General features: G+C 67.0%; 22 protein-coding genes. 7 read left to right on the plus strand and 15 right to left on the minus strand.

Annotated elements, in window-relative coordinates; all coding sequences use genetic code 11:
- Nucleotides 1-93: 93 nt before the first annotated feature.
- From D578_RS0111490 to D578_RS0111535, 10 genes are all read right to left on the minus strand, one after another.
- The gene (locus D578_RS0111490) at nt 94-1,131 is read right to left on the minus strand and encodes a phosphotransferase (protein ID WP_018950091.1); all 1,038 of its coding nucleotides are present in this window, start codon (nt 1,129-1,131) and stop codon (nt 94-96) included.
- Nucleotides 1,128-1,412: an MliC family protein gene (locus D578_RS0111495; RefSeq protein ID WP_018950092.1), complete on the minus strand. Its 285-nt coding sequence runs from the start codon at nt 1,410-1,412 to the stop codon at nt 1,128-1,130. The genes D578_RS0111490 and D578_RS0111495 overlap by 4 nt, the downstream gene beginning before the upstream one ends.
- Before the next feature lie 145 nt (nt 1,413-1,557).
- The gene (locus tag D578_RS0111500; RefSeq protein WP_018950093.1) at nt 1,558-4,035 is read right to left on the minus strand and encodes an EAL domain-containing protein; all 2,478 of its coding nucleotides are present in this window, start codon (nt 4,033-4,035) and stop codon (nt 1,558-1,560) included.
- A 146-nt stretch (nt 4,036-4,181) separates the two neighbouring features.
- Entirely contained in the window at nt 4,182-4,565 is a 384-nt protein-coding gene (locus D578_RS0111505) for a hypothetical protein (protein WP_018950094.1), read from the minus strand.
- Between the two features lie 101 nt (nt 4,566-4,666).
- Nucleotides 4,667-5,212 (minus strand): peroxiredoxin, encoded by a 546-nt coding sequence (locus D578_RS0111510; RefSeq protein WP_018950095.1) that lies wholly within the window; start codon nt 5,210-5,212, stop codon nt 4,667-4,669.
- A 77-nt stretch (nt 5,213-5,289) separates the two neighbouring features.
- Nucleotides 5,290-6,315 (minus strand): sensor domain-containing diguanylate cyclase, encoded by a 1,026-nt coding sequence (locus D578_RS0111515; protein WP_018950096.1) that lies wholly within the window; start codon nt 6,313-6,315, stop codon nt 5,290-5,292.
- Between the two features lie 26 nt (nt 6,316-6,341).
- Nucleotides 6,342-7,127 carry a hypothetical protein gene (locus D578_RS0111520; protein ID WP_018950097.1) on the minus strand — a complete coding sequence of 262 codons (786 nt, stop codon included), beginning with the start codon at nt 7,125-7,127 and terminating at the stop codon, nt 6,342-6,344.
- Nucleotides 7,128-7,134: 7 nt separating this feature from the next.
- The gene (locus D578_RS0111525) at nt 7,135-8,691 is read right to left on the minus strand and encodes an EAL domain-containing protein (RefSeq protein ID WP_018950098.1); all 1,557 of its coding nucleotides are present in this window, start codon (nt 8,689-8,691) and stop codon (nt 7,135-7,137) included.
- Nucleotides 8,692-9,049: 358 nt separating this feature from the next.
- Nucleotides 9,050-10,006, minus strand: coding sequence for a pentapeptide repeat-containing protein (locus tag D578_RS0111530; RefSeq protein ID WP_018950099.1), 957 nt, complete (start codon nt 10,004-10,006; stop codon nt 9,050-9,052).
- Between the two features lie 95 nt (nt 10,007-10,101).
- Nucleotides 10,102-11,028: a patatin-like phospholipase family protein gene (locus D578_RS0111535; RefSeq protein WP_018950100.1), complete on the minus strand. Its 927-nt coding sequence runs from the start codon at nt 11,026-11,028 to the stop codon at nt 10,102-10,104.
- Nucleotides 11,029-11,175: 147 nt separating this feature from the next.
- Here D578_RS0111535 and D578_RS0111540 point away from each other — a divergent pair, with 147 nt between their 5' ends.
- The 3 genes from D578_RS0111540 to trxC all read left to right on the plus strand — a co-directional run bounded on the left by D578_RS0111540 (nt 11,176) and on the right by trxC (nt 13,188).
- Entirely contained in the window at nt 11,176-11,763 is a 588-nt protein-coding gene (locus D578_RS0111540) for a hypothetical protein (RefSeq protein ID WP_026289317.1), read from the plus strand.
- Nucleotides 11,764-11,801: 38 nt separating this feature from the next.
- Nucleotides 11,802-12,677, plus strand: coding sequence for a cupin-like domain-containing protein (locus D578_RS0111545; RefSeq protein WP_018950102.1), 876 nt, complete (start codon nt 11,802-11,804; stop codon nt 12,675-12,677).
- A 76-nt stretch (nt 12,678-12,753) separates the two neighbouring features.
- The gene (trxC, locus tag D578_RS0111550; protein WP_018950103.1) at nt 12,754-13,188 is read left to right on the plus strand and encodes a thioredoxin TrxC; all 435 of its coding nucleotides are present in this window, start codon (nt 12,754-12,756) and stop codon (nt 13,186-13,188) included.
- A gap of 55 nt (nt 13,189-13,243) precedes the next feature.
- Here trxC and D578_RS0111555 read toward each other — a convergent pair whose 3' ends face one another.
- Together D578_RS0111555 and D578_RS0111560 are read right to left on the minus strand one after the other, a co-directional pair.
- The gene (locus D578_RS0111555; RefSeq protein WP_018950104.1) at nt 13,244-13,600 is read right to left on the minus strand and encodes a hypothetical protein; all 357 of its coding nucleotides are present in this window, start codon (nt 13,598-13,600) and stop codon (nt 13,244-13,246) included.
- Nucleotides 13,601-13,655: 55 nt separating this feature from the next.
- A complete protein-coding gene (locus D578_RS0111560; protein WP_018950105.1) occupies nt 13,656-14,648 on the minus strand; it encodes an MDR family oxidoreductase in 993 nt (330 codons plus the stop codon).
- A gap of 173 nt (nt 14,649-14,821) precedes the next feature.
- On the opposite strand from D578_RS0111560, the gene D578_RS0111565 reads away from it, so the two are divergent.
- Nucleotides 14,822-16,258, plus strand: coding sequence for a diguanylate cyclase (locus tag D578_RS0111565; protein ID WP_026289318.1), 1,437 nt, complete (start codon nt 14,822-14,824; stop codon nt 16,256-16,258).
- Nucleotides 16,259-16,273: 15 nt separating this feature from the next.
- Here D578_RS0111565 and D578_RS0111570 read toward each other — a convergent pair whose 3' ends face one another.
- The 3 genes from D578_RS0111570 to D578_RS0111580 form a co-directional block, all read right to left on the minus strand.
- On the minus strand, nt 16,274-16,597 hold the full coding sequence (locus D578_RS0111570) for a hypothetical protein (RefSeq protein ID WP_018950107.1): 324 nt from the start codon (nt 16,595-16,597) through the stop codon (nt 16,274-16,276).
- A 138-nt stretch (nt 16,598-16,735) separates the two neighbouring features.
- Nucleotides 16,736-17,479: a class I SAM-dependent methyltransferase gene (locus D578_RS0111575; protein WP_018950108.1), complete on the minus strand. Its 744-nt coding sequence runs from the start codon at nt 17,477-17,479 to the stop codon at nt 16,736-16,738.
- Between the two features lie 123 nt (nt 17,480-17,602).
- A complete protein-coding gene (locus D578_RS0111580) occupies nt 17,603-18,307 on the minus strand; it encodes a TVP38/TMEM64 family protein (protein ID WP_018950109.1) in 705 nt (234 codons plus the stop codon).
- A gap of 136 nt (nt 18,308-18,443) precedes the next feature.
- Between D578_RS0111580 and D578_RS0111585 the strand changes: the two genes are divergently transcribed.
- The 3 genes from D578_RS0111585 to D578_RS15615 all read left to right on the plus strand — a co-directional run.
- The gene (locus tag D578_RS0111585; protein ID WP_018950110.1) at nt 18,444-19,976 is read left to right on the plus strand and encodes an AAA family ATPase; all 1,533 of its coding nucleotides are present in this window, start codon (nt 18,444-18,446) and stop codon (nt 19,974-19,976) included.
- Between the two features lie 130 nt (nt 19,977-20,106).
- Nucleotides 20,107-20,568: a glycine zipper 2TM domain-containing protein gene (locus D578_RS0111590; protein ID WP_018950111.1), complete on the plus strand. Its 462-nt coding sequence runs from the start codon at nt 20,107-20,109 to the stop codon at nt 20,566-20,568.
- A gap of 111 nt (nt 20,569-20,679) precedes the next feature.
- Nucleotides 20,680-20,908, plus strand: a 229-nt coding sequence (locus D578_RS15615; protein WP_018950112.1) for a helix-turn-helix domain-containing protein, incomplete at its 3' end; no start/stop codon positions are given.

Consider the following 20,908-nt stretch of genomic DNA (forward strand, 5'->3'; position numbering starts at 1 on the left):
GGCCGACTTGCCGATCCCGAATGACCCCGAGGCCCCGGCCCCGGATGCGCCGGCGGACGCAGATTGCTCGTGGGGTAGCTGTTCGGCCGAGCCCTACTGGCTGGAGGTTGCGGAAGCGCTCGAATCCGTCCCCGATGGGATGCCGGGCAAGCCACCTTCCTGAAGGCGCCGGACCACGGCCAGTGCCGTGCGGCGGCTGTAGTCGTGGATCTTCCAGTGATCCGGCATCCAGCCGACCAGGAAGCGGTAGAAGTCGGCCTGGGCAATGGGGAACAGCGCACGCCACTCGTGCTCGATGGCGTCGGCTTCCGCGCCCTTGCCATGTTCGTTCAGGGCCTCGCGCAGGGCTTGGAAGTAGTCCTCCAGCAGTCCGGTCTCCCAGGTCTCCTGTTCGTGTTCGTCGAGGCCGCTTCCGAGGAAATAGGCCACATCGCGCATGCCGCAGCCGCCTCCGACGTACTGGAAATCCACGGCTGCGACGGCGTCGCCCTGCGGCGCAAAGCAGAAGTTGGCGACCTTGGCATCGCCATGGACGAGGCTGCGGTAGCGGGCGCCGGTCAGGGCGTCGTCGAGGGCCGCTGCCGTCTCGCGAATCGCCGGGTCCTCGATGGCGGCCCATTCGTCCGGGCGCGTGGCCAGATGCCAGTAACTGCCCTCGGGCCACAAGCCTGCGGGCTCCCGCCCCATGAAGCGCGCGTGGAAGCGGGCGAGCCAGCGCAGACACTGCCGGGCCTCGGTCCGGGTCAGATGTTCCTTGCGCAGCGGGAAGCCGGCGGCGTCGAGGTCCTCCAGCACGATGAGGTGCTCGTCCCCGACGGTTGCGGTGTCCAGGCAGCGGGGTACGCGGCTGCTGGCGTCGCACTGGCCGGACCCGTCGCGATACCAGGCCATCTCGACCTGATAGGAACCCACCTTGCGCTGATGCGAGCGGTCGTTGTTCCAGCCGCGAGGATGGTCCAGATCGCCGGGAAAGACGACGTGCTTGAGGATCACCGTGGGCACGTCGGCGCCTTCGAGGCGGTAGCGGACGATCTCGCCATAACCGCTCCAGAGGATCTGGATCACGTGGTCACGCACCGCCTTGCGGGCACCGGTGGCCTGCTGGACGAAGCGGGTGGGGGCGTCCGTCATCCGCGCGGGGGCAGGGCGCGGCAGCTCCAGAACACGCCCAGCATCTCGAGCATGGCGGCGTCGTCGCGGGTCCAGAAAACGATGTCGTCGGTGGGATTGGCGTAGCGCCCGCCATAGGCCGTCTCGGTGGCTTGTAGTCGCGCGCGGGCCCCGTTGAAGGCCAGCACGGCCTGCTCGCCCTCGAAGGTGGCGGTGAGCTCGGGGCCGTAGGCGCAGATGTAGGCCACCTCGCGTGGGGCGTCATCGCCACGCGGCAGGGCGCTGCAGCCGGCGATCAGCATGATTCCTGCAAGGATGATGGCTCGGCGCACGCGGTGGTCTCCCGTTGACGATCGATTATCGTAGCGTCCGGGCGGCCGGTACTTCATGTGGCCCTGCATGGCCGGGGGTGTTCCGGCCATGCAGGGCCGTGTGGACCGGGCCGATTCAGGCGCTGTGGCCAGGGTACGCGACAGTCGATGCGGATCGGGCCAGCACCCGTTCGAAGTTGGCCGCGGCCTGCGGGCGGGCAAACAGGAAGCCCTGCAGGGCCTGGCAACCGGCCTCCTGCAGGAAGGCTTGTTGCGCCTCGGTTTCCACGCCCTCGGCGACGGATTCGAGGCCCAGGTTGTCCGCGAGGCTGAGAATGGTGCGCACGATGGCCGCCGCGCTCGACTCGGTCTCCAGGTCCGCGATGAAGCAGCGGTCGATTTTCAGCACATCCAGCGGAAAGCGGCGCAGATAGGCCAGTGAGGAGTACCCGGTACCGAAATCGTCCAGGGCGACCCGGACCCCGCGCTCGCGGAATTGGCCCAGGGTACGGATGACCTGATCGGTATCGGCCATCAGCATGCTCTCGGTGACCTCCAGCTCCAGTGCATCCGCACGTAGGCCGGTTTCTTCCAACACCCGGTCGATGCTGTGCGCTATCTGACGATCGCGAAACTGGGGGGCGGCCAGATTGACGGACACGCGGACCGGTGGCAGCCCAGCCTGATGCCATTCCCGACACTGACGGCAGGCTTCGGTCAGAATCCAATGGCCCAGTTCCACGATCAGCCCGGTCTCCTCGAGGATCGGGATAAAGGCGCCCGGCGAATGTACCGTGCCGGCTCCATCTTCCCAGCGCAGCAGGGCCTCGACGCCGACGATACGGCCATCGCCGGCCGCCACCCGCGGCTGGTAGTGGAGGAAGAACCCTTCCTGGTGATCGACCGCACGCCGCAGCTGGCCCTCCAGCGAGACGCGCGTCCGCACGTCGTTGTTGAGCTCGCCGGAACAGAACTCGATGGCATTGCCCTCGGTGCGCTTGGCCTGGTGCATCGCGGATTCGGCGCGGCGCATCAGGTCGGGCGCATCCTGGGTGTCGTGTGGATACACGGCGACCCCGACGGAACCCGGGACATAGAGCTCGTGGTCGCCGGCCTTGATGATCTGGCGCAGCGGCTCCAGCAGGCGGGTCACCGCGCCGGCGACCGAGCCGGGGGCCTCCACCGGGAGCAGGGCGCCGAACTCGTCGCCGCCCAGGCGTGCCAGTACGCCACCGACCGGCAGGCGGTTCTCCAGGCGTCGGGCCACGTGTTGCAGGACCTCGTCGCCGGTGGCCTGGCCCATGCCTTCGTTGACGCTCTTGAAGCGATCCAGGCCGATGTGGGCCAGCACCAGCGGACGCCCCAGGCGTTCGGCATCGGCGACGGCCTGGTCGGCGCGTTCGGCAAAGCGGGTGCGGTTGGGCAGGCCGGTCAGGGCGTCGTGGTAGGTGATGAATTGCAGGCGGCGCTCCGCCTCGCGCCGCTCGGTGATGTCATGCACCACGCCGGCCATGCGCTGGGGCCGGCCCTGGGTGTCGAAGTCCACGCTCCCGTGCTGGTAGACGATGCGGATCGAGCCATCGGGGCGGACGATGCGGTGCTCGATGTCGTATTCCGGACCCCCGGGGGTGAGGGCGTCGTCGACCGCGCGCTGCACCCGCTCGCGGTCGTCCGGGTGCACCGCCTGCATGAAGGCCTCGTGGGTGGCACCCCATTGGTCGTATTCGAGGCCGAAGATGCGGAAGACCTCGTTGGACCAGCGGATGCCCCCGGCGTCGAAGTCCGAGATCCAGTTGCCCAGGTGGGCGATCTGCTGTGCCTCCTGCAGTTCCGCCTCGCGCCTTTCCAGTGCCTCGCGCGCGGCCTGGCGCTCGGTGATGTCCTGGAACGAGATCACGGCGCCGGTGATCCGGTCACGGGCATCACGCAGGGGGGCGGCATTGATGAGTACCGGAAATCCGTGCCCCGCGCGACTCCAGAAATACTCCTCGCAGGCCTGCAACGGCTCGCCGGTGTGCAACACCCGGTAGACGGGGCATTCCGTGGGCGAGAAGGCCTGCCCGTCGGGATAGGTATGATGCGACAGCTCGTGCGAATTGTGGCCCAGGGCCTCGGCTTCCGTGGCAAACCCGAGCAGTTCGCAGGCCGCAGGGTTCAGGAAGGTGTAATTGCCGTCGGAATCGATGCCGAATACGCCCTCGGCCAGGCTCCCCAGCAGGTTCTCGCGCAGGAGTTCGCCCTGCTTGCGGTCGGTGACGTCGATTCCGAGGGTCTGGAAGTGGGTGATCTCGCCGGCGTCGTCGAAGAAGGCGCGGCTGGTCCAGCGGACCCACCGATCGGCACCATCGCCGCGCTGTACGGGGTTCTCGATGGTGCGCACGGGTGCTTCGGGGGTGACGCGAAGCAGATCGGCACGGTTTTCTGGCTGCCGGTCTTGGGGCAGGTCATGAATCCAGCGGTGTCCGAGTAGCCCGTCGGGCGGCACTGCGAAGTAGTCGTGGGCCGCCTGGTTGGCGTAGAAGATGGTCGTATCGGGTCGATAGCAGATGATGATGTAGGGGTGGTGTTCCACCAGATCCTGATAGTGGACTTCCAGTCCGGACGGATCGCTCATGCACTCTCCCTGCTTCTCGCGATCCGATGGCTGGGTCTGCCCGATCGCCTCGCTGCGAGTCTGGCAGGGGTATTTTCAATGCGCAAACCGTAATTCGGACACAGGATTAACCGGCCGTTTTGCCGCGCACACGTTGGGGGTGCCTGTCAGCGTGGGTCTTCGTGGGAGTCGAGCTGATCCATCGGGTCGTGGTCGTCCTGTTGCTGCCGGACGCGGCGTGCGTGCATCTGGCGGTCGGTGAGCGACGTGTCGGCGTGGACATTGCGCACGACCAGGAAGGTCCACACCGTGGCGAACACCCACAGGAACAGGCCGATCGCCAGTGGGAAGCCTCCGTAGCCGGAGACTCCGGCCAGGCCGGTCAGCAGCGCATAGGCGAGGGAAACCAGCGCGGCGGCCCAGACGATGGCGATGGGGGCGGCGCAACTGTGGGCGGCCGCGCCGTAGCGATACGCACCCACCGGGGGCAGGGCTACGCCGAGAATATAGTAGAGCGCGGGTTCCCGCGCGGGGTTATGCAGGCTGGTCATGTCCGTCTCTTCCTCCCGGGTGCCGACCTTCTAGAGTCTGGTCCGAAACCCGCTCGTTTTCCACGTGGCTAAGCGAACTATACGGCAGGATTCGGCTGGGATTACGGATCTGGATGGGTCGTACCGACCTGCGCGCGCAGCTGGCGCAGGTCGGCGAGGACCTCGAAGACATGCTCGTCCGGGTCGACGTCGCGGTAGATCTTCGCGAGGCGTCCATCCGGATCGATGATGAAACTGTGGCGCTTGGCGAAGCGCACGACGAGAAAATTGGAGAGGGCTCCGTAGTCGCGCACGGTGACGCCATCCGGGTCGGACAGCAGCGAGAACGGCAGCTCGTACTTCTCGGCGAAGGCCTGGTGGCTGGCCTGGCTGTCCATGCTGACGCCCAGGATCTGCGTATCCTGGGCGATCAGGCGGTGCATGGCGTCGCGGAAGTTGCAGGCCTCGGTGGTGCAGCCAGGGGTGTCGTTTTTCGGGTAGAAGTAGAGCACCAGCCAGCCGCCCGCGTAGTCCGCCAGGCGGTGGGTCTCGCCGTGCTGGTCGGGGAGTTCGAAGGCCGGTGCCGGCTGGCCGATACGCAGGTCTCCCGCCTGGGCACTGCCGAGCAGAAAGGCCAATGCAAACAGCAGGATGGCTGAAACACGCATCTTGGAACCCCCAACCGGTCGGCTTCGCGCGCGGTCGGCGCTGATACTCCGTTCAGATCGCTGCGGCGGGTATTGGTTCAGGTCGCGGGCGGCGGGTTGTCGGCTGCGGCGATGGCGACCCGGTCGCGACCGCTGCGCTTGGCCTGGTAGAGCGCGCGGTCCGCGGACTCAACGAGTTGGGCGGCGGTACTTCGGTCATCGGGGATCATGCTGGCGACCCCGGCGCTGGCGGTCAGGGTGGAGGCAATCCGGGAGCTCGTGTGAGCGATCGCCTCATCGCGGATCTGCTGCAGGCAGCGTTGCGCCAGGGCGTGGGCGGCATCGATGTCGGTGTCCGGCAGGACCAGCACGAATTCCTCGCCGCCCAGGCGCGCCAGCAGGTCCTGCTGGCGGCTGACGGCACCGGCGAGGCAGGCCGCGATGCGTTGCAGGCAGACGTCGCCGGCGGGGTGCCCGTAGCGGTCGTTGTATTCCTTGAAGTGGTCGATGTCGAGCATGATGACGGCGAGCGGGCGCTGATCGCGCCGGGCATGCGCCCACTCGCGTTCCAGCACCAGATCAAATTGGCGCCGGTTGGCGATGGCGGTCAGCGAGTCGCTGTAGGAGAGGGTCTCCAGTTCGCTTTTAAGGCGCAGGAGTTCCTCTTCCTGCTGCTTGCGTTCGCTGATGTCGAACATGAAGCCGACCAGGGCCTCGACCTCGTCGTCCTTGCGCACCACGTGGACGACGTCGCGGATCCAGATGTAGTGGCCCTCCCGGGTCAGGGCGCGGTAGTCGGCCTCGTGGTCGACCCCGGACTTCGACTGGGTCACGCAGAAGTTGACGACCGAGTCGCGGTCGTCGGGGTGCATGCGTTCCACCCAGTCGTCGATGCTGACCCAGCTCTCTGGCGTCCAGCCCAGCAACGCCTCGATCTGCGGGCCGATGTAGGTGAAGCACATGGTCGCCCAGTCGATCTTCCACGGGATGGCGCGGGTGGATTCGAGCAGCGTGCGATAGACAGTGCTGTCCGGCTCCATCTCGGGGCTGGAGGTGGGTGATTCGATGTCCGGTCCCAGTGCCGTTCCCGTGTTCTCCGGCTCGGCGGCCGTGGTCGTGTTCATGGCGAATCAAGTCCTTCTGCAGGGTCTCAGCTGGCGGCGAGGGGCTGGATCAGCAGTTCGATTCCAGGGGAGGGCCCCTCGTCACCGAGGTTCGTGGCCGGGCTGGCGGTGCCGAAGATGCGCAGCACCAGGCGTTCGGGGGCGACCCCGGCGTTCTCCAGGCGGCGGCCCGCGGCCATTGCATCGTCCTCTGCGCCCCCCGAGTTGGCGTCGACTGCTTCGATGCCGGGACCATGCGCGATGACGGTCACCAGGCTGGCACCAAACTCGTCGAGCAGCCGGCCGATCGTGTCCAGTGCGCGGGCCTGGTCCGCACCTCCCGGCAGGGCCACACGGATGCCCGAATCCTGATGATCGATCTCGGTGGACTGTCCCGCCAGTTCCTGGCGCAGACGGGCGCCCAGGACGTCCATGTAGTAACCGAGGCGGCCGGGGTTCAGGGTCTCGTGACCCTGTTCCCTCAGGATGGCGCGTCGTTCACTTTCGGCGCTGGACGATCGGGCAATGTGCAGGCCCAGTGACGGTTCGGTGGGTTCCGTCGAGCTGGTTTCCGAGTCCGTATCCGAGTCCGTATCCGTATCTGCGGCTGAAGCTGCGTCCGTAACCGTATTTGTTTCGGGCCGGTTATCGGTGCCTTCGGTCGTCGCCGTATCGGTTTCCGGCGCGGCGGGTTCGGAGGCGGGGTGGTCGCTAGTGGGAGCCGGGGCATCCTGCTCCACCGGCAACAGGCCACAGCCCGAGGCCATTGCGGACAGCAACAGGGGGAGCGCCAGGATGTGGCCCGAGCGACGGGTGTTCGAAGATTGGGACATGCTCTCCTCAGTGTTGGCGGCACCAGTCAAGGAAGGCCTCGGCGGACAGGGGACGGCTGAAGTGGTAGCCCTGTCCGCCTTCCACGCCCTGCGCGCGCAGCCATTCGACCTGGTGGGCCGATTCGATGCCCTCGGCGACGATCTGCAGCCTGAGGGTGCGGGCCATCTCGATGATGTGGGAGATGACATTGCTGGTCACCGCCTCGTGGGCGATGGCATCGGTAAAGGATTTGTCGATCTTTAGTGTATCGAGTTCGAAATGTTCCAGGTAGGAAAGGCTCGAATATCCGGTGCCAAAGTCGTCGATGGCGATGCGGTGGCCGCGCTGGCGCAGTTCCCGCAGGCGGGCGCGTATGGCGTCTTCGTTGAGCAGGGAGCGTTCGGTCAGCTCCAGCTTGATCGCGGAGGGCGAGACACCTGCCTCGCGCAGGGCCTTGCGCAGCAAATCCCCGAAGCGGTCGGAGGCCAGGTCGTGGCCGGTGATGTTGAGGTTGATGGTCTGCTCGGGATGCGCCCGCAGGTTGTCGCCCAGGTCGCGCAGGATCGCGCGCAGGATCGCCAGGGTCAGAGCGGTGGCCTGCCCGGTGTCCTCGGCGAGCGGCACAAAGACATCCGGGCGGATGGTCTCGTCGCCCTCGCGATGCCAGCGGGCCAGGGCCTCGGCACCCCGGCAACGGCCGTCGGCGAGGTCGACGATGGGCTGGTATTCGACGCTCAGGCGCTCGTTGGCAATGGCCTCGCGCAGCTCGCTGGCCAGGCTCAGGTGACGGCGCAGGTAGTGCAGGACCAGGAGTAGCCACAGGGTCACCAAGAGCAGCCCGAAGAGGCCCGCCACGATCAGGGTGGGGAGGTAGCGATCCCAGAAGGCCGCCAGCGGCTGCACGGCAATGATGTCGACAGGGAAGATCGTGTCCAGCGAGAAGCGGCTGACGATGCGCCCCTGGGCGCGGTCGACGCTCAGGCCGACGGGGGTGGCATCGGGTGATGGGAGATCGGCGTCAACGGGATAACGGATCATGGGCAGGCCTTCGACCCACAGGCCGACCCGCTGCTTGTCCAGCAGGCCGGGACTGATCAGCAGGCGCGGGTCGATCGCGACGTCGTGCCGGCCGAAGCGCATCAGGAACAGCTCCACACCGCCCACGGCGGTGTCCGCGCTCGGCCACCAGGCGACCACGCCGGTGTCGTAGATGCGGCTGGCACGCGGCGGTGTGAGGGCCTCGCCCTGGACAAATCCCGCACCGCACTGGCGTTCGGCCGCGCGCCAGTACCCGATGGCACGCACATGGGGCCGGGCGATGGCCGCGTCCTGGAGGCGTTCCAGGTGCTCCGGGGAGCAGGGTTCCAGTTCCAGCTGATTGAGGGTGTCCAGCAGTTCACGGGCGTCGACCAGGGCGGCCTCGGTCTGTTCGCCCAGACGCTGCGCGAGTTCGGCCAGGCGCTTTTCCTCGGCGACCACGGATTCCTGCCACAGGAACCAGGCCAGGGCGGCGAGCGGCAGCAGGATGCCGAGCAGGGCCGCGGCCGAGACCGAGAGCAGGACCTTGTCGCGTCGGTTGACCATATCCACCAGGGGCTGGGATCGAACGGATCGAGAGTAGCACGGGGCGGACCTCAGGCCCGTACCCGCAATGTCACGGAGAGTCGGCAACGCCTATGGTCAGAATGAGGAGTCCATGTCGGGAGGTGTTGCCATGAACCGGGATCGGGAAAAGGGCGGAGATGGGGGTGCGCCGACATCGCATGAAACATCCGGAACGCGAATGGCGCAGGCCCTGCGCAGCCGGATCAGCATGCATGACGGTGTCACCGTGTGGTGCGACTGCTGTTCTTGCGAGGCCGAGCCGTACTGGGCGGAGGTGGCAGAGGAGCTGGGGATCGATCCGGATCCGGGCGTGGCACGTGGAGGCCGCGCACGCGGGTCAGTCGCAGCTCCCGACCGAGTCACGGGCGCAGATGCGGCCGTCGGTCCAGATGCTGCGGCTTAGGTAAGCAGCATCCAGCCGGGCACCGGAGAGGTCGGCATCGGTCAGGTTGGCGTGGGCGAGATTGGCATTCTCGAGGTTGGCATCGACCAGGCGGGCCTGGATCAGGTCCGCGCCGGTCAGGTTGGTGCCAGCGAGATTCGCGCCCTCCAGTCCGGCCAGGGTGAGGTCCGCGAAACGCAGATCCGCGTCGGTCAGCCGTGCGCCGTGCAGGCGCGCCCCGGTTAGGCGGGTGCTGTGAAGTGACGCGCCCGTCAGGTCGGCATTGCGCAGGTCGGCGCCGGCCTTGTCGCAGTAGTTCCAGTTGATGCCGGGCCCTGCGGCTTGTTCGCAGTCGGGCCCGGGGTCACGCTCGAAGGCAAGCCCGAAGGCGAGCAGCAGGCCGATGGCCAGGGTGACGGCAAGGCCACCCGCGATCCAGGGCCGCGGCCCGCGGACCCACTCGCTCCAGGGCGGCACCGGCCGTTCCAGGATCTCGGCCCATTGTTGGCGATGGGAGATCGTCCCGGGCGACTCGGGACCCCGGCGGTCGCCCTTGCGGCGCTCGCGGATCTCGGCGGGCGGGTTGTCGTCGCGCCGTTCCCGTCGGCGTTCGTCTTCGCGCAGGCGGGCCTGGTCCAGGCGTTCGCGGCCCTCCGGGGTGTGGGCGTTCTGCAACTCTTCGGGGATCAGGTGAGGGCGCTGGTCGATGCGCCACCAGGTCTCGCGGTCGAGGCTGACCTGGTCTTCCGGGCGCAGCCGGCCCAGGATCAGGAAGCGGCTGATCGTGCGCTGAGGGTAGGGCCCGAAGACCTGATCATCGCGTCGGGTAAACCACAGTTCATGGCGCCCGGCGCCTGTTTCCGGGGGCGGGTCTTCGGCTTCTGGCCGGGGATCGGGGTTGTCGCGGGTCACGGCTCTTGCAGGCTCCCCTTGGCGCCGCGTCCGTTGCGGCGAAAGCCGCGAGTATAGGGCATGGATCGACTATTGACCGGGCTGCGTGGCACGGGTTACTGGGTCGGGTTCGGGGGCGCAATGCCCCATGTATCGAGCTGGTCGCGGAGTTCCCCGGCGGCGGGCTCCGCCTTCTCCAGGATTGCGTCGATCCGGTTGAAATGCAGCAACCGGATGCCACCGGTATCCGGTACCAGGTAGAGATTCGGCGGGTCCAGGCGGGTCATGTGGCGGATGATGGAGCCCTGCATGATGCTGAAGCTCTTGAACAGCAGGTCGGTGATGCCGATGTCCTCGGTGGCGTTCGGCGAGCCATTGCCGGACACGTCGACGGCGATCACGTAGTCGTATTCGCCCTGCAGCAGATCATAGGGCAGCGGGTTGGAGGCCCCGCCGTCGATTAGCGTCTGGCCGTCGCCGTGCCGGACCGGTTCGAACAGGCCGGGCACCGCCATGCTCGCCTCGATCGCCAGGAACAGGTCGCCCTGGTCGATCACCACGCTCTCGCCGGTGCGAAAGTCGGTGGCGACCACCGCGAAGGGGATGCGCAGGTCGTCGAAGTCGCGCGCCTCGGTGTGCTCGGCGAGAAAGCGCAGGAACTCGCCCGAATCGAACAGGGCATTGCGGCCCAGTCGCAGTGGGACCAGGTCCAGCAGTTTGATCTCGGAGCGCGCCAGCCCGGTCAGGGCATCGAGCTCGGATCCGGAAAATTCGTCGAACAGGTCGAAGATCTCGTCGGCATCGAGCCCCGCGGCGTACAGCCCGCCAATCACGGCGCCGATGCTGGTGCCGGTGATGCGGTCGGGCAGGACCCCCCGATCGTCGAAGACCTGCAACATGGCGATATGCGCCAGCCCTCCGGCCCCGCCCGAGCCCAGCGCGAGGCCAATGGTGGGGGCCGGCGGTTCAGCGGTGTCCGCAGCCAGTGCGGCCGGGGCGGCGGCCAGCAACAGGGCGAGGAAAAGGACCGACAGCCGTCTCATGGGGCGATGCGTTTCCGGGGGACGTGGGCCATGCTGCTACCCTGAGCCCGAATGCACCGACGGGCAAGAAGAGGGTTGCGCATGCGGGTCAAAACAGGGAGTGGCGAGAGGGTCCCGCGCGCCTTCAAGTGGAGCTATCTCGCCTTCGTGCTGGTACTGGTCCCGGTGTATGCAGTGGTGCACGGCTGGTTCAATTTCCTCTGGTTTTCCAACGTGGCGTTACTGGGCGGGCTGCTGGCGGCCTGGCTGGAGAGTCGCCGGATCGCGAGCATGATGCTGGTGGCCGTGGTTCTGCTGGAGCTGGGCTGGGTGCTGGATTTCCTGCTGAGCATGGCGGTCTGGGGTTGGGCCCCGCTGGGGGTTGTGCACTACATGTTCAACCCCGAGATCCCGCTGTTCGTGCGCCTGCTGTCGCTTTACCACCTGCCGCTTCCGTTCGTGCTGATCTGGATGGTCTGGCGCCTCGGGTATGACCCCCGTGCCTGGCGCTACATGGTAGTGCTGGGCTGGGCCATCCTGTTGCTGACCTTCGCGCTGGCGGATGCCGACAACAACGTGAATTGGGTGCTGGGTCCGGGTGGACAGGTGCAGGAGTGGATGCACCCCGTTGCATGGCTGGCGGTGGTCATGGCGGTGTGTGCCGGGGTGTGGTGGCTGACGCATCTGCTGTCTTCCTGGCTGTTGCCGCAGCGCGGGCTGCGGCGCAGGATCGCGGGCAGCGGACGGGCTTGGTAGGCTGACGGGCTTTCCCGGGCGAGGATACGGGAGCGGAAATGATCGAGACTACGCCGGTAGAGCGGGTCGGGCTTGTCGAACGGGATGCGTTCCTGCGGCAGTACAAGTCGGTCGCGCAACCCGTGATCCTGGAGGAGCTGACCCGTGGGTGGCCGGCACGGGAGCGCTGGGCGCCCGATTATTTCCGCGAGGTCGCCGGTGATGCCGTGGTGCCGCTGTATGACAGCCGGCCCGCGCGCGACAACGGGCATCAGCACGCCGCGTCCCTGCACATGCCGCTGGCGGAGTATCTGGACCTTCTGGAGGGGGGCGAGCGCGACCTGCGCCTGTTCTTCTTCAACCTGGTTGCCGCCCGGCCGGCGCTGGCGCGCGACTTCGAGTTTCCCGAAATCGGGTTGCACCTGTTCCGCAAGCTGCCCGTGCTGTTCATGGGCGGCAAGGACGCGCGCGTGCAGATGCACTTTGACATCGACCGCCCGGATATCCTGTTGTGCCACTTTGGCGGGCCGAAACGCGTACTGCTGGTCGGTCCCGAGTACACGCCGTACATGTATCACGTGCCATTCTCGTTCAGTGCGCTGGCCTCGGTGGACTTCGAGAACCCCGACTACCAGCGCCATCCGGGGCTGCGGCATGTGCGTGGCCACCTGGCCGACTTGCGCCACGGGGATGCGCTCTATATCCCGCCCGGGTTCTGGCACTACGTGCTGTATGACGACATCAGCTTTTCCATGGCACTGCGGGCGTTTCCGCGTGACCTGCCGAATGTGGCGCGGATGCTGAGCAACCTGCTGGTGACGCGGACCATCGAGGGCACCATGCGCAAGCTGGTGGGGCAATCCTGGAACGACCGCAACGAACGCCGCGCGGTGGAACGCACCGAACACTTTCTCGCCCGGCATCCCGCGGCCTGACGGATTAATCCAAGCGCTCGCGGAGTAAGATCAGGGTATTGGCCTTTTCTTCTTCTGTCTGGAACGAGGTGCTGCCGTGAGTGAAGCCCTGCATGTGGTCTGTCCGCATTGTGATGCGGTGAATCGAACCCCCGCGACACGGCTGGGGGCCGGCCCGAAGTGTGGCCAGTGTCATCGGTCGCTGTTCGACCACGAGCCGCTGGAGCTGACCGCCACGAACTTCCTCCGCCACCTCGAGCGTAACGACATCCCGCTGTTGGTGGACTTCTGGGCGCCGTGGTGCGGCCCCTGCAAGATGATGGCCCCGCAGTTCCGCCAGGCCGCGGCGGATCTCGAGCCGACCGTGCGGCTGGCGAAGGTGAATACCGAGGCGGAGCCGGAACTGGGCCGGCGGTTCGCGATCCGCAGTATCCCGACCCTGGCACTGTTCCGCGGCGGACGCGAAGTGGCGCGCCAGCCGGGCGCGATGGGGGCGGCGGATATCGTGCGCTGGACACAGAGCCAGGTTTAGCCTGCCAAGGCGGGTTCGTCGGTCGTCAGTACCGTAGGGCGCTGACGGTAATCAATCAGCGGCTGCCCAGTTCGCGCCAGGCCTCGTGGCCGCAGCTCATGCAGTGGTATTGCGCCTCGAAATGCCCCGGCTGGTTCGCGTGTTCGCGGATCGTGCCGTCCTGGAAGGTGAAGCTGCGCAGGGTGCAGCGCGGGCATTTTTCCACCGGGTCGCGGGGGGCACGTGGCTCGCTGGCCGCAGGCGCGTGGGTACCATCGGTCATACCGGCGGCGTCTTCCATTGCCTGATTGATCTCCCGGGTCAACTCGGCCGTTACCCGGTGGGCGGCCTCTGTGGTGTCCTCGCGGGCCATGGCCTCCAGCTCGGCCAGACGGTCACGGATGTGCTTCAGACGGGTTTCGAGTTCGGTCACGGGCGCCTCCAGGGTGGTATGCCCAGCATAGTCGGTTCGCGTTCGGGCGGGGGGGCTAATCCAGTCGGACTACGGTTCGGCCGCGGATCTGGCCCTTCAGGATCGGTTCGCCGTAGTCCGGCAGGTCTCCCAGGCCGATCTCGCTGGTGATGGCGTCGAGATCATCCCCGGGGAGCAGCGCCGCCAGGCGCTCCCAGGTTGCCCGCCGCCGCGCGGCGGGGCACAGGACCGAGTCGATCCCCAGCAGGTTGATCCCGCGCAGCAGGAACGGCAGGACCGTGGTCTGGAGTTGCGGGCCGCCGGCCAGGCCACAGGCGGCCACCGAACGTCCGTAGGCCATGCCGGCCAGTACATGGGCCAGCATGTCGCCGCCGACCGTGTCCACACAGCCGGCCCAGCGTTCGCCCAGCAGCGGCTTGGCCGGCGCGTCGGCCAGCGCCTCGCGAGCCACGATGGTGCTGGCACCCAGTTGGTGCAGGTAGTTGGCGTTCTCCGGGCGTCCGGTCACGGCGGTGACCGCGTAGCCCAGGCGTGCCAGGAGCCGCACGGCGATGCTGCCCACGCCGCCGGAGGCACCGGTGACCAGGACCTCGCCGGCGTCCGGTTGCAGTCCGTGGTCCTCCAGGGCCTGCACCGCCAGCATGGCGGTAAAGCCGGCGGTGCCTGCGGCCATGGCTTGGCGCGCGCTGTAGCCGGGCGGCTGAGCGATCAGCCAGTCGCCGCGGACACGCGCGCGCTGGGCGTAGCCGCCCCAGTGGGCCTCGCCGACGCGGTAGCCGGTCAGCACGACGGGATCGCCCGGCCGGTAGCGCGGGTCTGCCGATTCGAGCACGGTCCCGGCCAGGTCGATGCCCGGCACGTGCGGATAATCCCGCACCAGGTTGCCCAGCCCCTGCAGGATCATGCCGTCCTTGTAGTTGAGCCCTGAATAGTGAACCTGGAGCAGGACCTCGCCCGCGGGCAGGTCGTCGAGGGTGAGTGTCCGGATTGTGGCTACCGGGCCGTCGGGCTGCTGTTCCAGGAGCAGGGCCTTGAAGGATTCGGTCATGCGAATCAGCGTCTCGTTAGGGGGGCGCAACGGCAGCCTAACAAACGGCTGTCTTTTCTGACGCGAAGGCCGGGGAATGTTGCTAACCTCATTGGAATAGGCGGATGGGATTGCGCGTGTTCGCCGGGCGGTGTTGCGGCACGCGCCGAATGTTTCCCGTTGCGAGGATGATCATGGCGGCAGACCTCTCCGCGCGTTTCCATTCGCAGATTATCGAATACGCCCCGGTCTGGGTGAATACCCTGGATACCGAGGGACGGGTGACGCTGTGGAACCGGGCCGCCGAACGGATCAGCGGATACAGCCGCGAGGAAGTCGTGGGACACGCCGGTATCTGGGAATGGCTTTTTCCCGACCCGGAGTATCGTGTGGCGGTCGACGCCGAGGCGCAGGCCATCATTCACGAAGGCCGCGAGGTCGCGGGACTGGAGGCCACCATCCGCACCCGTAGCGGCGACGAGCGCACGCTGTCCTGGTATGCCCAGCGGTTTTTCGATGCCGATGGCGCGCTGCTTGGGGCTAGCGTGATGGCGGAGGACGTCACCGAGCGCAAGCAACTGGAGATCCAGGCACAGCACCAATATCGGTTGCAGGCGATGGTCTCGGCGATCTCCGCGCAGTTTGCGGACCTGTCGGCGGACGCGGTGGACGCGGCCGTCGCGCAGGCCCTGCAACGACTGGGCGAGTTCTTCCGGATGGGCCGAGCCTACGTGATCCGCTTTCGCCCGGACCATGAGACGATGGACCTGGTGAGCGAGTGGTGCGCGCCCGGCATCGCCCCCTTCCTCGACGAGATGCAGGGGGTATCCATTGAGGCGCATGGTTGGGTGACTCGCCAGATTCGGCAGGGGCACATCGTGCACGTCCCCGATGTGGATGCGCTCCCCGAGGCTGCGGTGGTGGAGCAGGCCGAGTTCCGGCGCCAGGACATCGAGTCCCTGTTACTCATCCCGTTGATCAGTGACCAGAAGGCCTTCGGGATTCTGGGCCTTGATTCGGTGGCCCGGCTCCACGAGTGGAGCCCCGAACAGATCGCCGTGCTGCAGGTGGTGGCCGATATCATCGCCGGTACCTTCGCGCGCAAGAAGGTGGAGGCGGAGCTGGCACGCCAGGCGCGGGTGGATGGCCTGACCGGTCTGGCCAACCGGCGCGAATTCGATGCCGTGCTGGAGCGCGAGTGTGGCTCGCGGCGCGAGGTGAACCTTGCGCTGTTGATGATCGATATCGACCAGTTCAAGCCGTACAACGACCGCTTTGGCCACCAGCGTGGGGATGACTGCCTGCGCCAGGTCGCGCAGGTTTTGCGCGCCGCGGCAAACCGGCCCACGGACCTGGTAGCGCGTTACGGCGGCGAGGAGTTCGCCTGCATCCTGCCGGATACCACGCTGGAGGGTGCGCGGGCGGTTGCCGAGCGGGTGCGCCGCAAGGTCGAGTCACTGCAGCTGGGCCACCCGGACAACGTGACGGATGCCGTGACGGTCAGTGTCGGGGTGTCCGCGGTCGATGGGGGACGATCCGTGGCCCCGGAGGATTTGTTGGGGGAGGCGGACCGGCAGCTTTACCGGGCCAAGCGCGAGGGGCGCAACCGGGTCTGCGCGGCGGGGCTCTGATTACCCCCGCCGGGCTTATTCTGCGTCGGCGGCGCGGGTCGGGCGTTCGCGCGGATCGGCGGAGCGGGCGTCTTCGCGCTCAAGCAGGGTGACTACCGGGGTCGACTCGCTGTCTTCGCTCACCAGCTGATCGCCTTCCATCCACGGTGGCGGAAGCTGCGGACGCATGTCCTGGACCTGTGCGAAATTCGGGAACTCCACCTTGGAGAACAATTCCGCAGCGGATTCCTGCGCCTGCGGGTTTTGCAGGGTCAGCACGAAGCCGGTGGCCAGCACCAGAAGGGAAAACTGGAAGCGCTGATCGCTGTAGGTGGAACGTGAACGCAGCAGGTCGAGCATTGGATGGTCTCTCGGGATTCTTGCCTTTATAGACAGTACGCCCGGACGAGGGTTTCCATCAAGCAGGCCCGGTGTGGAGCGGGGCTTTGAGTCGCCATCGATCCGGGTCGTGTCGAGGGCGGCCGGGGGCGTGTTGCTTCAGGAGGCGCGGCGGCAGACCAGAAAGACCTCTTCGACGCCGTCGGTGGCGACCATGCCGGGGGTCAATTCGAGGGGCTTTTGCAGGCGCAGTCCCAGGGGCATCAGGAAGCGGTTGTAGACCTTCATCGCCACGGGCCGATGACGTTGCAGGAACCACATGCCGAGGTCATTGAGGCGCGAGGATTTGGGCTTCATGCCGAAGATGGCGCTTTGCTCGATCTGCAGGTGGTGGCGTTCCAGCAGTTGCGTCAGCTTGGCCGGTTCATAGCGCCGGTAGTGGCCGACGATGTCGTCGAACGGCGTCCAGTATTCCGGGTGTAGCGGGGTGGACAGCAGTACCCGAGCCCCGGGTGCCGCCACCCGCGAAAGCTCGGCCAGGGCCGCCTCGTCGTCTTCCACGTGCTCGACGATATCCAGCGCGCACACCAGGTCGAAGCTCTGGTCGGCATAGGGCAGGGCGGAGATGGGGGCGGTGTGGGTGATGCCGCCCGCGCTTTCCAGTGCGGCCAGGGCCGGTGGGCTGATATCGACAAAGTGGGTGCCGGCGATCGGCAGGCGCGGGCGCATGCCGGGCCCTACTTCGAGCCGGCGGGTATGCGATACGGCCAGGCTGGATACAAGGCCCCAGGTGTTGAAGCGCTCCGGGTGAACCAGACGCGTGTCCGCCCACAACCCATCGTAGAAGCGCTGGTTGACGTCGCCGATGTCCGAATGTTGCTGCGGGGCAGTATCGTGGGTCACGCGGTGGCCGGGCTTGAATGGTGCGCAATAGTGTAACCAACCTGGCGGGTGGTCACAGACCGGCTGGATAGGCCCCGGGAAGCCGTTCTCGGTTTGGCGGGCGGGACAGCGCCATCCGCTGTGTCATTCGTCGGTCTCAATGCGCCGTGAGTGCCGGCGCTGAATCCGGTGGCGCAGCGCGGCGCCCAGTAGCAACAGTACCGCCAGCGCGAACAGGGGCAGGAGGGTTTGCGGTTGCAGGGCCTCGCCGGTCGCGAGGGCGTCGGTGGTCCCGTGGATGGCGGCGGCGTACACGCCCCACTTGACCGCGAGCCCGAGCACGGCTGCCAGCAGGAAACGGCCAAGTGGAAGGCCCAGCGCGCCCCCGGCGTAGTTCACCATCGAATGGGGAAAGCCGGGGAACACGCGCAGCGCGATTTGCGTCGCGAGGCCACTGTGGCGGCGCAGGAAATCGGCCAGCCAGGCGTCATCGCGGTGTTCTTGATCGGGATGCCGCGCCAGGCGGGCGGACACGCGGTACGCACCCCAGGCACCACTGACGCTACCTGCGAGGAGCAGGCCGACCGCTAACAGGGGAGGGTGGAACGGGGCGATCAACCAGAGCACCAGCGTACCGGGGAGGGCAAAGGTCAGCATCAGGGCCATCAGGAGCACCAGTCCTGCCGTGGCCCAGGGGCCGCCCGCGACGGCATCGCCCCAGGCCAGCAGCCGGACCGGATCGCCCACCCACAGCGCGATGCCGATGCCCAGCGCAATCAGCAGCACCAGCAGGCCGCGCCCGATGTTGGCGCGGGAACTCCAGGTGGATCGGGGGCGGGAGTGCGTCATTGAGAGGGCCCTCCGGGGAGCGTCCGGCGTGATGCGGTCAGAGTAGCGGATGTGCAATCACAAGGTTCGGTGGCCGGCTCGCACCGGCGCTGCGGATCGGTACACTCGGCTGAGGCACCCGGTGTGGAGACGCGGATTGAGCAGGAAGCTGGAGAATCAGACGGCCCACAAGATCCTGCGCGGGCTCAAGTCGCACTATCCGGTGTTCTACCTTCTCGGCTGGGACGAGAACCGCATGGAGCGGCTGCTGCGCTCGGTCGCGCGCTCGTTCTACGGCGAGGATGGCCATCTGGAGGTCTGGTCGGCGAGCCACGGGTTCGGCGAGCACGACGACCCGAATGAACCGACGACGGACCCGGTAGCGGCAGTGGCGCGGGTGGCGGCCGGCGAGACGGATGCCCCGCGCATGGTCCTGCTGAAGGATCTGCCCACGTGGTTCGAGGGCAACCCGGCGCTGGTGCGCGGAGTACGCGACCTGTACTACCAGCTGAAGAAGGGACGCAACGTGGTGTTCCTCAGCTGCCCGTTGCTGAAGCTGCCGGAGATCCTGAAAAAGGAGGTCTTCCTCGTCGAAGTGGATCTGCCGTCCGAGGCCGAGGTGCTTGAGCAGCTCGAGCATAGCCGGGGTACCTCGGAGATACCGCGTGAACAGTTGTTCCGGCTGGCGGCCGGGATGCGCGGCCTGTCGCTGAACGAGGTCGGGCACCTGAGTGCGCGGCTGTTCCGCGGCAAGCCGATGGCCGAGGCCGCGATGCTGGCCGAGGTGCAGGAGGAAAAGGGCCAGATCCTGCGCAAGGAGAGCTGCCTCGAGTTCTATCCACCGCAGCGCTCGCTGGAGGATATCGGCGGTCTGGAAAACCTGAAGGAATGGGTGCGCACCCGCGCCGACCTGTTTACCGAGAAGGCCTGGAACGACAACGTCCCGCTGCCGGCCGGGGTGCTGTTCATGGGCGTGAGCGGTTGTGGCAAGAGCATGGCCGCCAAGGCGATCGCCACTGCCTGGGGGCTGCCACTGGTCCGGCTGGACATGAGCCTGGTGCTGTCCGGCAGTTTCGGCACTCCGGAAACTGCCTTTGCCCGGGCCACCCGGATCGCCGAGGAGATCGCGCCGATGGTGCTGTGGGTGGACGAACTGGAGAATGCCTTCGGCTTCGACAGCCACGCCGCCGGCAGCGCCGGCAACGTGAATATCTTCTCGAGCTTCCTCACCTGGTTGCAGGAGAAGTCGCCCCGGGTATTCGTGGCGGCGACCGCGAACCGCATCCAGCAGGTCCCGGCCGAGCTGATGCGCAAGGGACGTTTTGACCAGCTGTTCTTCCTCGACCTGCCGAACGTGGAGGAGCGCAAGGAGATCCTGCGCATCCACGTCGAGCGCCATGGCGGCAACCTCGAGGACTTCAACCTGAATTATATGGCGGCCAGTACCGAGGACTGGAGCGGGGCCGAGATCGAGCAGGCGGTGAAGTCGGCGCGCATCGACGCCTACCAGGACGGGCGGGTATTCAACCAGCGCGACGTGATCCGCAACGTGATCAACACGGTACCGCTGTCGCGGACCATGGTGGAGCAGATCCGCGAGATCAAGAGCTGGGTCTTCCAGCGCGCGATCAATGCCTCGAAGCCGGAGCCGAAGGGCGCCGCATCCGGCCCGCAGAAGCCGCCCGGCTGACCGCCCGGTCCCGGTGCACCGGGCGCCGGAGAGCGGGCCCTGGGTGGCCTATACTCCGGTCAGGGGGACACCAGTACCGCTACTGGTCCCCCCGCGGGTTCAGGTACGGTTCGCCAGTGGAGGAATGCTCATGTGGCGCAATGTTTCTTTCGCGATCGTCCTGGCGGCGGTCCTGGGTCTCGGCGGCTGTGCGACCTATCAGGGGTCGCAGGAGCGGGCCGGGATGGTGATCGGCGGCGTGCTGGGCGGGGCACTCGGCTCGCAGGTGGGAGCCGGCCGCGGCCGCACTGCGGCGATTATTGCCGGAACCCTGGCGGGCGCGGCGATTGGTGGCTCGGTGGGTCAGTCCATGGACGAGGTCGACCGGTCGAAGACCGCGCAGACGCTGGAAAGCGTGCGGACCGGAGTGCCTTCGCAGTGGGTCAATCCGGACAGTGGTCACCAGTACACCGTGGTGCCGACTCGGACCTATGAGACCACCGCCGGTCCCTGCCGCGAATACACCATCGATGCGTTAATCGGTGGGCGGACGGAGCAGGTGTATGGCACGGCCTGTCGTCAGCCGGACGGCAGCTGGCGTATCCAGGGCTGATCAGCGAGCCCCCCGCCCTGCCACGTGCCTCGGTGTCCCCCTAGTGTGCTTTAACAATAGTTCATTATACAATATAGGCCATGGGTTGATCTCCGTTTAAGAGGGGGCGTGATGGCTCAACGTGGTCGCAAACCGATCAAGCTGGACCTGTCGGATTCTGAGCGTGCCGAGCTGCAGCAGTGGGTACGGCGCCGCAAAACGCCAGCGGCCGAGAAGCAACGCGCGGAGCTGATCCTGGACAGTTCCGAAGGCCTTCCCGGGCGTGAAATCGCGGCCCGGCACAAGGTGTCGACGCAAACGGTTTCCAAATGGCGAAGGCGTTTTGAGCACTATCGGCTTG

Source organism: Thioalkalivibrio sp. ALMg11, assembly GCF_000377905.1.
In the GTDB taxonomy this organism is placed as follows: Bacteria; Pseudomonadota; Gammaproteobacteria; order Ectothiorhodospirales; family Ectothiorhodospiraceae; genus Thioalkalivibrio.

Bases quoted from the DNA above. Each gene is read 5' to 3' on its own strand.
- D578_RS0111490 (WP_018950091.1), bottom strand. From the start codon at position 1,131: ATGACGGACGCCCCCACCCGCTTCGTCCAGCAGGCCACCGGTGCCCGC.
- D578_RS0111495 (WP_018950092.1), bottom strand. From the start codon at position 1,412: ATGCTGATCGCCGGCTGCAGCGCCCTGCCGCGTGGCGATGACGCCCCA.
- D578_RS0111500 (WP_018950093.1), bottom strand. From the start codon at position 4,035: ATGAGCGATCCGTCCGGACTGGAAGTCCACTATCAGGATCTGGTGGAA.
- D578_RS0111505 (WP_018950094.1), bottom strand. From the start codon at position 4,565: ATGACCAGCCTGCATAACCCCGCGCGGGAACCCGCGCTCTACTATATT.
- D578_RS0111510 (WP_018950095.1), bottom strand. From the start codon at position 5,212: ATGCGTGTTTCAGCCATCCTGCTGTTTGCATTGGCCTTTCTGCTCGGC.
- D578_RS0111515 (WP_018950096.1), bottom strand. From the start codon at position 6,315: ATGAACACGACCACGGCCGCCGAGCCGGAGAACACGGGAACGGCACTG.
- D578_RS0111520 (WP_018950097.1), bottom strand. From the start codon at position 7,127: ATGTCCCAATCTTCGAACACCCGTCGCTCGGGCCACATCCTGGCGCTC.
- D578_RS0111525 (WP_018950098.1), bottom strand. From the start codon at position 8,691: ATGGTCAACCGACGCGACAAGGTCCTGCTCTCGGTCTCGGCCGCGGCC.
- D578_RS0111535 (WP_018950100.1), bottom strand. From the start codon at position 11,028: ATGAGACGGCTGTCGGTCCTTTTCCTCGCCCTGTTGCTGGCCGCCGCC.
- D578_RS0111545 (WP_018950102.1), top strand. From the start codon at position 11,802: ATGATCGAGACTACGCCGGTAGAGCGGGTCGGGCTTGTCGAACGGGAT.
- D578_RS0111560 (WP_018950105.1), bottom strand. From the start codon at position 14,648: ATGACCGAATCCTTCAAGGCCCTGCTCCTGGAACAGCAGCCCGACGGC.
- D578_RS0111565 (WP_026289318.1), top strand. From the start codon at position 14,822: ATGGCGGCAGACCTCTCCGCGCGTTTCCATTCGCAGATTATCGAATAC.
- D578_RS0111570 (WP_018950107.1), bottom strand. From the start codon at position 16,597: ATGCTCGACCTGCTGCGTTCACGTTCCACCTACAGCGATCAGCGCTTC.
- D578_RS0111580 (WP_018950109.1), bottom strand. From the start codon at position 18,307: ATGACGCACTCCCGCCCCCGATCCACCTGGAGTTCCCGCGCCAACATC.
- D578_RS0111590 (WP_018950111.1), top strand. From the start codon at position 20,107: ATGTGGCGCAATGTTTCTTTCGCGATCGTCCTGGCGGCGGTCCTGGGT.